At 65.8% G+C, this 12,963-nt stretch carries 14 protein-coding genes; 1 reads left to right on the top strand and 13 read right to left on the bottom strand.

Features of this window, described 5'->3' with window-relative positions; all coding sequences use genetic code 11:
- Positions 1 to 23 precede the first annotated feature (23 nt).
- Positions 24 to 1,283: an FAD-binding protein gene (locus ACX80C_RS11610; RefSeq protein ID WP_459326628.1), complete on the top strand. Its 1,260-nt coding sequence runs from the start codon at positions 24 to 26 to the stop codon at positions 1,281 to 1,283.
- Here the strand turns inward: ACX80C_RS11610 and ACX80C_RS11605 are convergent.
- The 13 genes from ACX80C_RS11605 to ACX80C_RS11545 form a co-directional block, all read right to left on the bottom strand.
- Complete coding sequence (locus tag ACX80C_RS11605; RefSeq protein ID WP_459326627.1) at positions 1,278 to 1,670, bottom strand: hypothetical protein; 393 nt, start codon at positions 1,668 to 1,670, stop codon at positions 1,278 to 1,280. The two genes, ACX80C_RS11610 and ACX80C_RS11605, sit on opposite strands and share 6 nt — an antisense overlap.
- 81 nt (positions 1,671 to 1,751) lie before the next feature.
- Positions 1,752 to 2,492: an ATP-binding cassette domain-containing protein gene (locus tag ACX80C_RS11600; RefSeq protein WP_459326626.1), complete on the bottom strand. Its 741-nt coding sequence runs from the start codon at positions 2,490 to 2,492 to the stop codon at positions 1,752 to 1,754.
- Between the two features lie 120 nt (positions 2,493 to 2,612).
- Positions 2,613 to 2,816: a hypothetical protein gene (locus tag ACX80C_RS11595; protein ID WP_459326625.1), complete on the bottom strand. Its 204-nt coding sequence runs from the start codon at positions 2,814 to 2,816 to the stop codon at positions 2,613 to 2,615.
- Between the two features lie 3 nt (positions 2,817 to 2,819).
- Positions 2,820 to 2,990, bottom strand: coding sequence for a hypothetical protein (locus tag ACX80C_RS11590; protein ID WP_459326624.1), 171 nt, complete (start codon positions 2,988 to 2,990; stop codon positions 2,820 to 2,822).
- Positions 2,991 to 3,152: 162 nt separating this feature from the next.
- Entirely contained in the window at positions 3,153 to 3,383 is a 231-nt protein-coding gene (locus tag ACX80C_RS11585; protein ID WP_459326623.1) for a hypothetical protein, read from the bottom strand.
- Positions 3,384 to 3,630: 247 nt separating this feature from the next.
- A complete protein-coding gene (locus ACX80C_RS11580; protein WP_459326622.1) occupies positions 3,631 to 4,935 on the bottom strand; it encodes an MGH1-like glycoside hydrolase domain-containing protein in 1,305 nt (434 codons plus the stop codon).
- A complete protein-coding gene (locus ACX80C_RS11575) occupies positions 4,932 to 6,260 on the bottom strand; it encodes a glycoside hydrolase family 36 protein (RefSeq protein ID WP_459326621.1) in 1,329 nt (442 codons plus the stop codon). The genes ACX80C_RS11580 and ACX80C_RS11575 overlap by 4 nt, the downstream gene beginning before the upstream one ends.
- Before the next feature lie 15 nt (positions 6,261 to 6,275).
- Positions 6,276 to 7,328: a Gfo/Idh/MocA family protein gene (locus ACX80C_RS11570; RefSeq protein WP_459326620.1), complete on the bottom strand. Its 1,053-nt coding sequence runs from the start codon at positions 7,326 to 7,328 to the stop codon at positions 6,276 to 6,278.
- Positions 7,325 to 8,491 (bottom strand): MGH1-like glycoside hydrolase domain-containing protein, encoded by a 1,167-nt coding sequence (locus ACX80C_RS11565; RefSeq protein ID WP_459326619.1) that lies wholly within the window; start codon positions 8,489 to 8,491, stop codon positions 7,325 to 7,327. The genes ACX80C_RS11570 and ACX80C_RS11565 overlap by 4 nt, the downstream gene beginning before the upstream one ends.
- Complete coding sequence (locus tag ACX80C_RS11560; RefSeq protein ID WP_459326618.1) at positions 8,488 to 9,543, bottom strand: zinc-dependent alcohol dehydrogenase; 1,056 nt, start codon at positions 9,541 to 9,543, stop codon at positions 8,488 to 8,490. Before ACX80C_RS11560 ends, ACX80C_RS11565 begins: the two co-directional genes overlap by 4 nt.
- Before the next feature lie 14 nt (positions 9,544 to 9,557).
- Positions 9,558 to 10,481: a carbohydrate ABC transporter permease gene (locus tag ACX80C_RS11555; protein ID WP_459326617.1), complete on the bottom strand. Its 924-nt coding sequence runs from the start codon at positions 10,479 to 10,481 to the stop codon at positions 9,558 to 9,560.
- Positions 10,481 to 11,485 carry a carbohydrate ABC transporter permease gene (locus tag ACX80C_RS11550; protein WP_459326616.1) on the bottom strand — a complete coding sequence of 335 codons (1,005 nt, stop codon included), beginning with the start codon at positions 11,483 to 11,485 and terminating at the stop codon, positions 10,481 to 10,483. The genes ACX80C_RS11555 and ACX80C_RS11550 overlap by 1 nt, the downstream gene beginning before the upstream one ends.
- Positions 11,482 to 12,900 carry an ABC transporter substrate-binding protein gene (locus ACX80C_RS11545; protein WP_459326615.1) on the bottom strand — a complete coding sequence of 473 codons (1,419 nt, stop codon included), beginning with the start codon at positions 12,898 to 12,900 and terminating at the stop codon, positions 11,482 to 11,484. The genes ACX80C_RS11550 and ACX80C_RS11545 overlap by 4 nt, the downstream gene beginning before the upstream one ends.
- Between the last annotated feature and the right edge of the window lie 63 nt (positions 12,901 to 12,963).

The following is a 12,963-nucleotide window of genomic DNA, read 5'->3' as shown; positions in this document are numbered from 1 at the left end:
AAGAGGAACAGAGGGAGAACCGCATGGCGTACGACGCCGGCACCAACTGGGCGGGAAATCTCGCCTACGGCGCGTCCAGAGTCCATGAGCCGACGTCGGTGGATGAAGTCCGGCGGATCGTCGCCGCGGCCAGGTCCATCCGGGCGCTCGGCTCACGGCACTCCTTCAACGCCATCGCCGACGGAACAGATGAACTGCTCTCGACGGCGGCGCTCACCGGCCCGGTACGCATCAATCGGGAATCCTCCACCGTGACGGTGGGTGCCGGAATCCGGTACGGCGAGCTCGCAACCGAACTGGACCGGGCCGGTTTCGCGCTCGCCAACCTGGCTTCGCTGCCGCACATCTCCGTGGGTGGCGCCGTCGCCACCGGCACCCACGGCTCGGGGAACAGGAACCGCAGTCTGGCGGCCGCCGTCGTCGGGCTGGAACTGGTCACCGCCGATGGTGACCTGGTGAAGTACGACGCCGGTGATCCCGACTTCGCGGGCGCAGTGATCAACCTCGGCTCCCTGGGAGTGGTGACGAGCCTTGAGTTGGAGATCGAGCCGGCGTTCGAGGTGGAGCAGACGGTCTTCGAGCGTCTCCCGCTGGAGGCCCTGCTCGGCAATTTCGACGGCGTTACCGGCGCCGCGTACAGCGTCAGCGTGTTTACGACCTGGTGGGATGCCGACGTCGTCGACTCCGTCTGGGTGAAGCGCCGCCCGGACCGCGATGAACCGCTGGCGGAAACGCTGTTCGGCGCTGTCCGGGCAGAGGACGAGAGGCACCCGCTGCCCGGCATCCCGCCGGTCGGGTGTACACCGCAACTGGGCGTTGCGGGCCCCTGGTACAACCGGCTACCGCACTTCCAGCTCGATTTCACGCCCAGCAACGGGGTGGAACTGCAGTCGGAGTACCTGGTGCCGCGCAAACATGCCGTGGACGCGATCCGGACTCTGCGCGGGTTGAGCGCGGAGATCGCGCCGCTTCTGCAGGTGAACGAAATTCGTACCGTGGCCGCTGATGACCTGTGGCTGAGCTCGAGTTACGGGACCGAGGCCGTGGGCCTGCACTTCACGTGGGTCCAGGACCAGCCCGCAGTGGAGGCGCTGCTGCCGAAGATCGAGGCGGCGCTGCAGCCGTTCGCCGCGCGGCCGCACTGGGGCAAGCTCTTCACCCCTGGCGCGCACGATCTGGACAGGCTCTACCCGAAACTCGAGGACTTCCGGCTACTCACGAAGCGGATTGACCCGGACGGTGTCTTCGCTAACCCGTTCAGCACTGAAGTGGCAGGCTCATAACAACGCCTCCATCGCGCCCGCCAGGAGACCTAACGAGAACGGGATGCACACAAGTCCGGGAAGGAGAAGGACCAGGGCGCACACGCTGTTCGCAGTTACCGATACGGTTCCAAGCCGTCGCCTCGGCTCTCCCTGTGTGCTCGCGGCACAGGCTAATCCGGTGAATGCGATGATGGCAGCCGGACTGATGATCAAAATCGCGTAGACCAGCGTGACATCGAACGCGCCCATCTCGTCCGGCGTGTTTGTCCAGATGTAGACCAGCAAACCGCACAGAATCACAACTAACACGGGAAAGACGTATCCCACGATTCGCCGAATCATCCAGAAGTCGGTCCGTACCGGCGGGACACCACCAAGCTCAATGGTTTCGCTATCAGTGCTCATGATGATCCGTTCTCCAGGGGGTGGAGAATAGAGAGTATCGAAGAGACGCCTCAGGCGGATTCAGTTATCCACAGGCACCGCTCAGCGCTTCAGCACCGCCGCCTTGTCAACGCCTTGCCGGGGTACCTCATGAATGCCGAGGACGGTGCTCACATCTTCGGCGGTAGAGCGGCCCAGCACCACAACTCGGTCCGCAAGACGGAGGGCCTCATCCATGCTGTTGGTCGCCAGCAGCACCGTGGTGGGAAGTGCGCGGTGAAGGGTCTGCAACACGCTGTGCAGGACCGTGCGGGCGGCGCCTTCGACGGCAGCGAACGGGTTGTCGAGCAGCATCACCCCTGGACCCCCCGCGAGGGCGCGGGCCAGGGCGGCACGGCGGACGATTTCCGCGGTGACATCTGTTGGCAGCAGCTTCGCGAACCGGCGAAGCCCGGCCAGGTCAAGAAGTTCAGCGATCTTCGCCTTGGCCTCACTGGCGCTGGAGCTCTTCCGAAGCCCGAGAGCAAGGTTGGCCTGCAGCGAATGAGTCGGTTGGAGATCAGCGTCGCGGGGAGTCCACGAGCACCGGTCATCCACGCGGCGGACAGGTTCTCCACCAAGGAGAACCGAACCCGACTCCGGGTGGTCCAGCCCGGCGGCCGCGCGCAAGAGGGTGGCGGCGTCGTCGTCGTCGTTCCCCACGAAGGCGAGGACTTCGCCGGCTTTCACATCGAGGCTGAGGTTCCGCACGCGGCCGGCGTGGAGGTTCACGAAGGACACCTCCAGCGGCGAGGTGGCACGGCGGAGGTGGAGATGATGGGGTGGAACCGGGCTGGAACTCATCGGTTACTCCGTAGCGTCTGGGTTCGGGCATCCCCAGCGGCCCGAAGTGATCAGCACCAATTTACCGACACAACGCAGGATCCCCGCCATGGCGGGGATCGAAGCGCGTAACAAAGTGACTTAGCGGTAGCAGCGGAACATGTCCTCCATCGTCCGGTCCAGAGGAGTGTCGACTGCGCACACCACGAGGCCCAGCCATACGTTCCGGACCAGACCACGCAGGCCCCAGGAGCGGAGCGGCATCCGCTCGCGCGGCGGAACGGCATTGCGGCCGATGAACGCGAACAGCGCAACCGTTACACCAAGAATGATCAGCAGAGCCATGGCCTACGCCCCCTCTGCCGTCGGATCGGAATACGAGCGGCTCGGCAGGGCACTGCTGCCCCAACCCGAGTGCGATTCAATCGGGGCGGTATGCCCCACCCCGTCCCTGTTGATTGAGCGGAGAACAACCGCTGCGAGGGCGGCTACAACAACCAGTACGACGACGATTTCCATACCTCGATAGTGCTCTCACCTTCAGGCCGGCAACAGTGGCAGAAAAGACCACTATCGATAAATTACTGCCATGCGCTCTTGCGGGTGCATCGACTCTCCTCAAATGGTCCTTCTCAGCTCGAAGTGCGCTCTCATAAGGACCATTTGGGGAGAGTCGATTGGCTACTTCATGCCCATGTGGCGGTCACGCCAGGCGGGATACAGTGCCCATGCCAGCATCCCGACGATAAGGACTGCGGCGACGGCGATGATCCAATTCGTGGGCAGGCCGACAACGGAGAACGGCGTCGAGTAGCACTCATTGCCGGACGCGCAGCCCCCACGTGAGCCGGCCGGCGCGAGGAGCAGGCCGGCCAACAGGCCCGCCGCGATGGCGACCAGAGTCCGCTTCATGGCCTTGAGATTACGTCGCGGTGGTTCGCGAAGATAGACCGCGCGGACGATTCCGTGCGGGTTTGACGGGCCGGTTGACGCGAAAGGTCTGTGGAACCGGGGTTGGGCTGGTACAAATCCTGGTACACGGAGCTCAAACCTGCACGGAACCGTCCGGCAGGAAGGCCGGAGCCTGCACGGAATCGTCCGAGAGGAAGCCCCGAACATGCACGGAGTCGCCAATCAAGCCCGCCGGATACGCCGGAACCTACAGCGGCGCAACCTCCGTGTGCATCAGATCCAGCGCGAGCGCCGCCGTCCAACTGAAGTTGCGGGTGCCGTGCGGGGCGCCCGTGATCGGGTCGACGTACTCGGGGAAGTCGTGCGCGAGCGCCAGGGACTGGAGGTTCGTCGCCAGCCGGTGGGCTTCGTCGCCGTGGGCGCCGTGGACGCGCAGGCCAAGGATCACCAGCCAGGTCATGTTGAACCAGGCCGGCCCGCGCCAGTACTGAGCCGGTTCGAAGTCAGCCGCCAGCATGTCATAGCTCGGCACCATGTGCGGACTGCTGCCGAGGAAGCCGGGACCCATGAGCGTTTCAAGCACCGCGGGCGCGTGCGCCAGGTCGGGCAGGATGAGCGGGATGATCCCGGAAATGGTGGCCTTCCGCACCAGGGATCCCGTCGTAACATCCCGGGCTACGTAAAGCCCCAGGTCGGCGTCGTACAGGCTCTCAAGGGCGGCCGTAAGTTCCTGGGCACGCTGTTCGTGCCCGGCCGCATCAACGCCGATCGAACGCGCAATGTCCGCCAGCGCCAGCTCGGACCGCGCCCACAGCGCATTGAACGTTGGGTCCTCAAGGACAAAGCTGTCCTCGCCCTCGAGGTCGTTGCAACCGTGGTCGCGGTACTGTTCCGCGAGCCAGAAGTAGCGTCCGTACTCCTTGGTGCTCGGGCGCTCGCCGGCCCCTGCATGAGCCAGGTCCGGCCTGCGGATCTCGTGCTGCGGGGTGTCCGGGATCCTGGCCAGTGCCTCATCCCAGAGCGGCGAGTTGTCCATGCCCGATTCCCACGGATGCACCACGCTCGCCAGCCCGTTGCCGCCGCGGTTCCGGCGGACCAGCAGGTATTCGTGCCAGGTGACCAGCCGGGGGTAAACCCGTGCCAGGAACCCGTTTCGCTCCGAAGCCTCGGGGTTGGTCCGGTGCACCTCCCACGCAGCCCAGGCATGGTTGGGCGGCTGGATGAGCCCGGTGGTCGGAACCAGGGGTGCTGCCGGGAGATCGTTGGACCGCCAGAAGGACGCGCCGGGGGAGTAGTCATCGTCACGGGTGACGTCGTAGATGATCTGCGGCAGGCGCCCGTCCTCCCACTGCCCATTCAGGATCGATTCCAGTTCCTGCTGCGCCCGGTCAGCGTCGACGTGACGCAGCCCGAGGGCGATGAAGCCGGAGTCCCAGCTCCACTGATGGGGATAGAGACCGCTGGCAGGCAGCGTGTGCGAACCCGCCCAGTTCCGTTTGAGCACCGAAACCGCGGCACTGGTGAGCGCGGCCGGATCAGGCAAGGCGGTCATGACACTCCATTCAGGGGTTGGGAGAAGGCGGGGAACGGGGTGGCCGGAGGAACGTTGCCAAGGACGCGGCGGGTGGTTTCCAGCCCCCAGTCATCCAGTTCCGAGATCCGGTCCGACGCCGAGCGGAGCCCGCCGAACTGCTCGACGACGGCGGCCCACGGCTCGCGCAGCGCGAAGCCCGGCCGCGCAACGAGGCAGTCCGGGTCATTCGCCCAGAACCGCCCGTGCTGCCAGGCCCTTGCAGTGGTACCCATGGCGCCGCGCAGTTCGCCGTTGGCATCCTGGGCGTGCTCGTGGAAGGTGTCCGGGGAGACGCGCATCCCGTCGATCAGGCCCACGCTGGGGAGGATCGGCGCACCGCAGCCCACCAGGTAGGTCTCTGGTCCCACGGCGTCGCGGATCAGTTCGAGGCCGGAACGGTAGGCTTCGATAGCGCTGACGTCGTCGTCGTACCTGGTACCGGGAAGCGCGCCGCTGTAGAGGAAATCCAACTTGAAGTAGTCGAACCCGGCCTGGTGCAGGGTGCGGAAGGTGTGCCACAGGTAGTCCCGCAGGTCCGGGTGCGTCAGGTCCAGGCCGAGGAGGTCCTGGCCCCAGTTTCCTCCCGCCTCGTCCATGAGCCAGTCCGGATGCTGTGCGGCCAGCTCTGTCCCGGAGCCGGCCATGAAGGGGGCGAGCCAGATTCCGGCACGCCGCCCCGACTCCCGGATGCGCTCCGTCAGCTTCGGCAGCGTGGGGAACTTGGGTTCCAGCGGAGTCCAGTCACCGACGCCGGCCTCCCACCCGTCGTCGAGCTGGATGACATCGACGGGTAGCTCAAGCTCATCGATAGCCGCGAGGTTCTCCAGGATGTCCTGCTCGGTGACGGCCTCGAAGTAGCGGTACCAACTGCACCACACAGAAGGCGGAGTCTTCAGCGGCGCTACTTCCGCCGCGGCCGCGTACCGGTCGCCGAACCGGGCGAGGCCGGAGGCCAAATCGGGTGCCTCGAATGACACGAGAGGGCCGTCGGCGCTGATCCGCAGGGTTTCACCGTCGAGCTCGGCCCGGATCGAAGGCACCTCGCCGACGGCGGGCGCCCCGTAGACCCGGACCGGGCCCCCGTCGCCTGGCGAAACGGCCAGCAGCCCCTCGGCATGGAAGCCCGACGCCGGCTGCTCCACCCCGGGGCGGAACCGCATCCGGTGCCGCAGCATCGACTCGGGGCGGCGCGAGGTTTCAGTGACCCCATAGGTAGTGGTGGGGCTCCAGCTCTGCCACCCCTCCTCGTAAACACGTCCGCGCTCCGGCGAGACGGTTAGCTCCTCAACGGTTTGATACGTCATTGATGCTTCTTCCGATCAGAGTTTCAGGGACGCAGGCTGCGGTTCGCCGCCATTGCCGGCGGAGTCGAACGCGGCAAGCATCAGTTCAAGCGAGCCGATGTTGTGCGCGGCGCTGTTATAGGGCTGCCGATCTTCGGCGAGGGCACTCATGAGCTCTCCCATGGCGCCCGCGAAACCGTCGACAAACCACTGGCCCTCGAGCGCGTACTGCGTGGTGACCGAGTCCCGTTCCAGTTCCAACCGGTCCGGGCCGCCGAGCACGCTGCCGCGGATGGTGCCCTCCGTTCCGTGGATCCAGAAGGGGCAGGACGGCTTCTTCGTCTTCACATTCCCAATGACGCGCAACAACGCGTGCGCACCGTCCGCACACCCAACCCGGATGGAAGCGGACCACGGGTTCTTCGCTGTTGTCGGCTGCCCCGGCACACGCGAATCGACTGCCTGCACGGAGCGCACCTTCTTGCCCTCAAGCCAGCACCGGGTGATGTCGATCCAGTGCACCAGGTAGTCCGAGATGAGCATGTGCGGCACGTCGTCGAAGTGCGTCCCGGCGATCGGCGGCAGCGGCTTGTCGTGCAGGTGGGTCACGCCGACAACGTCACCAATGGCGCCGTCCTCGACCAGCAGCGTCGCAAGACGCCAGGCCGGGGCCCAGCGTGCGTTCTGGTTCACGGCGACCCGGACCCCGCGCCGCTCAGCCTCAGCAAGGATGGGCGCCAGTCCGTCAAGGTCGGTGGTGAGCGGCTTCTGCGCGAGGACGTGCTTGCCGGCCGATACGGCGGCGGAGAGCCACTTGAGACGGTCCTCCGGCGGCATCGCCAGGTCCACAATGCCTACGTCGGGGTCGGACAGCAGCTCCTCGGGCGAACTGTAGATGCGCTTGACCGAGCCGAAGCGCTCCGTGATGCCCGCCGTCGTCGTCGGCGTCCTGCTCCAGACTCCGGCGATGTCCAGGCCGTACTTCTCGTACGAAGGCAGGTGCGCGGTCTGGGCGATGGCACCGCAGCCGAGGATTCCGATGGCGGGTTTCGGCCCGTCCGGGAACTGTGGGCGGTAGTCGGGGATCAACGTGCTGACCTGTCCATGGCGAGGACGAGGCCGGTCCAGGACTGCGGGATGGCGCCCAGCCCTTCGCCGGTTTCCGGGTTCCAGTACTCGGCCCAGCCGCTTGTCCGGGCGGCGCGCAGGGTGCGTTCGGCGAGGCGGTCGGCGGCATCAGAACGTTCCCACCGGAGCTCCGCGAGCCAGAAGAGGTAGCTCAGCGGCGGCCAGGCGGTGCCGCGCCAGTACGTCCCGGGATCGTAGGACGGGTGGGTGCGCGCCACGTTGGTTGGCCCGTAGTCGCTGCCGAACCGGGCTGGATCCTCCAGCTGGTTCAGCGCGGCTTCGGCCTTGGCGCGGTCCGCTGTGACGAGGGCGCCCATGACGCCGTCGCTGGTCGGGATCCGCGTGGACGGTCCACCCCCGACGACGGCGCGATCCGACCACAGTTGCTCCTCCTCGTCCCACAGGAGCTCGTCCATGGTGGCGCCCAGAAGCCGTGCGCGCTCCGTCAGCTGCCCGTCGCCGAGGGCGGTTCCGAGCTCGGCCAGGTTGAACGCGACGTAGGCGTTGAAGCTCGCCGGGCAGGTGACGAACGTCGAGGACCAGCGCGCGGCGCCGTCGTCGGCAAAGGAGAGGTCCCGCATCCGGTCCTTGTTCCAGGCGGTTCGCGCGGGCCGGCTGTAGTTTTCGGGCGTCCGCCCGGGCGCCCCCCAGTCATCCCAGCGCGGCGAGTGGTCATTGCCGCCCTCCCAAGGGTGGACGATGTAGATCAGGCCGTCCTCGGTGCGGCGGTGGTCCCACAGCCAGTCAAGGCCCTTGCGTGCCCGGGCGAGAATGTCCGACGACGGCGCCAGCCCGCGTTCCAGCAGCACCTTCACCGCGTGCCCGAACATCGGCGGTTGGGTGAGGGACGACGACGCCGGCAACGGTCCCAGCCACGTATCGGCAGGTTCGCCGCCGTAGCGCATGTGCGGAATCATGCCCCCGGGCAGTTGGGCGTCCAGCACTGCATTCAATTCAACGAGGGCGCGTTCGTCTCCGAGCGTGCCCCAGATAACCGCGTGGAAGCACGAATCCCAGAGCCAGAGATGCGGATAGATGTTGGGGTTGGGAACGGACCACCCGCGTCCCTTATCCCAGTGCGCTTCGAGCAGGGTGCGGACCTGGTCTGTCAGGTGCCCGCTCACAGTGCCGGCGCTCCCTCGAAGCGCAGCACGGTCTGCAGCGTCTCCGGTGCGCCCTCGTCCAGCCGGCGGAACGCCTCGCCCACCTGGTGGGCATCCACGATGTCGGAAATTAACGGCCCGACGTCGACGGCGCCCGCCGCCAGTTGCCCCATGAACACCGTGACCAGCCGGGCCGGCGTCCAGCGGGTACCGAGGCCCGCCGGGGTCCCGCCGATCTGGCTTGCGATGATCTGGACCCGGTTGTGGTGGAATTCCTCGCCCAGGGAAAGGTGTTCCCCGCCGCCCTGGTAGAAACCGGCGGCGATCACGCGGCCGTCCGCACCCACGGACCGCACTGCCTCGTGCAGAGCGCGGTAGTTCCCACTGAGTTCAATGGCGACGTCGACGCCTCGATGCTCCGTCAGCTCGCGGATCCGCTGGCCGGCGCCGCCCGGCACCGTGGCGGCAACGGCGTCGTGCGCTCCCATCTTCAGCGCCAGGTTGCGGCGCGCCTCGAAACCGTCGACGGCGATAACGCGCGCACCGCTGAGATCCGCCAGGCGGGTTGCAAGCAGGCCGATCACGCCCTGCCCGAACACCGCGACGTCCTCACCGAGGTGGAGGTTGGCGCCCAGCACGGCGTTCAGCGCGATGGCACCAACCCGGGCGAAAATTCCGTGCAGCGGGTCGGTGCCCTCCGGCACCTGCTTGCCGGCAACCGCCTCCGCGGGGAGGACGGCCTCACTGTGGTGACCCCAGATCCCGTAGACGACATCGCCGACAGCCAGCCCGACGACGTCGTCCGCCACCTCGATCACCTCGCCGACCTCCGAATACCCCCATCCGACCACCGGATAGCTGAACGCGGGCGAACCCTCGGTGAACAGTCGCTGGGCAACGTCCCAGCTCTTGGACAGGTAGGGGTTGGAGCCGCGGTAGGCGGTCAGCTCGGTCCCGGCGGAAATGCCGGAGTACCAGGTGCGGATGCGCACCGACCCGTCAGTGAGCGGCTGCTGGTCGCACTGGACCAGCTCAACCGATCGGGGCGCGGAGAACTGCACGATGTGGGGCATGTCTTCTTTCTGGATTAGCCCTTCTCCGCGCCCGCCGTGAGCCCCTCGGTGAGAAGGCGTTCGGCCGCGAAGAAGATGATGATGATGGGCAGTGTGAGGATCACTGAACCGGCCATCAGGATGGTGGTGGGTATTTCGATGCTTCCGGCAAGCTGCGAGAGTCCCAGCGAAACAGTCCAGTTCTCCCGCGATTCGACGAGGAACAGCAGGGCGAACAGGAACTCGTTCCACGCGATCATGAAGATGTAGAGCGCGTTGGAAATGATCGCGGGCATGGCCAGCGGCAGGCTGATGCGGCGCATGATCGTCAGACGGCTTGCGCCGTCAATAGCTGCGGCTTCTTCGAGGCTGGTGGGGATGGTCTCGAAGTAGTTCCGCAGCATGTAGATACTGACCGGCACCACCTGCGCCACATAAACCAGCAACAGTCCGAACAGCTCGCCGCGCAACCCGATCCGCGTAAAGAACACGAAGAGCGGGATGGCCAGCAGGATGCTCGGGAACAGGTACACGGCGAGGAACAGGCCGCTGATCTTCCGCCGCCCAAAGAAGTCCAGCCGGCTGATCGCATACGCGCCCGGTACGGCCAGCAGCAGCGTGACGAGGACCGTCCCCAGTGCCACGAGTGCACTGTTGCGCATGAAGCTCAGGAAGCCCTGCCCGCCGTTCGACGGCGATTGCAGCACAGAGGCGTACGTACCGAAGCTGAACTCGCTGAAGGATACCCAAAGGGCTCCCGGGTCCTGCAGCAGGCTCGAGATCGGCCGGACAGAGAGGATGATCATGTAATAGAAGGGGAACAGCGTCGCGATCAGGATCAGCGCAATGACAATCCACCGCAGCCAACCCAGAATGAGTATCTCCACCCGGTCCCGCGACCATGGGCGGCTGGCCGCTACGGCCTTGCGTTCCCTGCGTGATTGAACGTCGGTCGACATCAGCTCACCTCCTCTTTCTTGGCGAAGAACTTCAGGTAGATACCGACAAGGACCGCGAGGATCACCGCGAGAACCAGGGCCTGTGCTGAGGCTGCGCCGATGTCACCGCGTGCGGTCAGGAAGTTGTAGACGCGCACCGCCACGACCTCGGTGCCGGCGCCGCCGCCGGTCAGCAGGTAAATGTCATCGAAGCTGTTGAAGGTCCAGATGAACCGCAGCACCGAGAGCACGGCGATGGTCGGCAGCAACTGCGGGAGCAGGATGTGCCTGAAGCGCTGGGTGGGGGTAGCGCCGTCGACCCTCGCCGCCTCATCCAGGCTCCCCGGAACCGCCTGGAGGCGGGCGGTGAGGAAGAGGAACGCGAAGGGGAACGAGCGCCAGGCTTCAAAGGCAATGACCGTAAGCAGCGCCGTCGGAACCGTGAAGTTTAGTCCGAGGAAGGACACTTCACGCTGCCGTTCGCTCAGGAACGGGATCGCCTGGTCCCACCCCAGGTACTGGGTGCCCCAGTGGTTGACGATGCCGAACTGCGGGTTGAGCATGGTGGTCCACACGAACGTCACGGCGACAATCGGGGCAACATACGGAATGAGGGTAGCTGCCCGTACGAAGGTCCTGCCCTTGAAGGGTTTGCGCAGCGCGAGGGCGGCGATGAGGCCGAAAAGGATCGCCAGGCCGGTGCCCGCTACGGAGTACACCAGCGTTGTGATCAGTGCCTCGATGAACCCGGGTGAGGAGAACACCTCCGTGAAGTTCGAGATGGTGTAGTTTCCCAGCACCCCCGCAGTGCGGAGGTTGAGCAGGCGGATCTGCTGGAAGGCGAGCATGATCGTCCACAGGATCGGCAGAACGATCATGACGATCACGATGATCAGCGTGGGCGAAATCAGCGCGAACCCGGCGCGCTGCTCGGCCTTTGCCATCGACGAACGTTTTCCCCGGGTGCGGGGCACCGGCGCGCTGCTCCGCGCCGGTGCCTCGTCGTTCTTGCGGGTGGTGCTCACTCCAGCGAATCCTGGATGGATTGCAGGGTGGCGGCTGCCTGTTCTGCCGCGGCAGCCGGATCGGCCCCTCCGTTGGCCACATCAGCCACCGCATTGGCTATCGGCAGCTCACCGAGTGCGGCGCCGGCGAGGTCTCCCTGGCCCTGCGGGATGCCCCACAGCAGCAGGTTATCGACGCCGGTCTGCAGGGCCTGAAGCACGTCGTCAGAGTAGAAATCCTGAAGCGGGGCCTTGGTGTCCACACCAACCGGCAGGGTCTGCCAGGCGTCAGCGAACTCGGTGGGGCTCTCGGCAGTTCCGGCGCGTACCGGAACCTTGCCTTCAGGGGCGATAGCCAGCCAGTCAACGTAGCCGTCGCTCATCATGTACTCCACGAACTGCTTTGCAGGTTCGGTGTTGGCGCTCGCGGTAATGGTCCAGTTGGTGATCTGGCCGAACTGGGCGGGATCGCTGCCGTCGGGTCCGACGATGGCGGGAACTACGCCCGTGTTCTCGGCCAGGAAGGCTGGGTTGTCAGCACACTCGGCGCAGGTGGGCAGGGCATCGTTGCGGAGGCCGGCCATCTCATCGAGGACGAAGGTTGACCAGATGAACATGGCTGCTTCACCGGCGAAGTAGTTGGCACGCACTGTGTCCACGTCCTGCGCGCCGGAGACGGAGTAGTTCTCGATCAGGTTGCCGTAGAAGTCAAGTGCTCCGATGCACTCGGGGCTGTTGAAGATGACCTCACCGGCTTCGTTGACCATTTCACAGCCGTTGCCAAGTGCAACGTGCTCGATGGTCTGCTGGGTGAAGGCATCACCCGGGGCCGTTGCGCCGACAAAGCCTGCCATTTCGGGCGAATCCAGGGCTTCGGCAGCGGCAAGGATATCCTCGTAGGTTTCCGGCGCCGCCAGTCCGGCCTCTTCGAACAGGTCCGTGCGGTAGTAGAGCAGCTGCAGCCAGGATTCACTCGGGATGGCCAGCAGCTCCTCGCCGTCGCGGTTGAGCTCAAGCGCCCTTTCGGAGAAGGTCTCCTCGCCGAGGGTTTCGAGGACTTCCTGGACTGCCTGGGTGTTGACGAGGTCGTTGGCGCCGAGCGTCCGGACCTGGGTGAGGCCGATGGAGCCGATGACGTCGGGCAGGTCTCCCGCCGCAGCGCCGGAGGTCAGAACCTGGTTGAACTGGTCCTCAGCGACACCAACCAGCTCCACTTCGATTCCGGTTTCCGCCGTGAAGGCGTCAATGATCTCCTGGGTTGCCGCGACGCGGTCGGGGATGGTGTCGGTGGTCTGGACCACGATGGACTGGCCCTCGCTGTCGGCCTCCCCCTCGTTCCCGCCGCATGACACGAGGGTGGTCGCCGTCAGCGCTGCCAACGCGAGCGCGGCAGCCCTGTTCCGTTGGGGGATTCTCTTTTTCTTCAAGATTGCCATTCGAAGCTCCTATTCGCTGTACATGGAACAACGCTGTCCATGCGCTTCACGGATGGCGGTTTA

The sequence above is a fragment of the Arthrobacter tecti genome (assembly GCF_054511355.1).
Note: the sequence above shows the minus strand (reverse complement) of the source record. Positions and strands in the feature narration are given on the sequence as shown.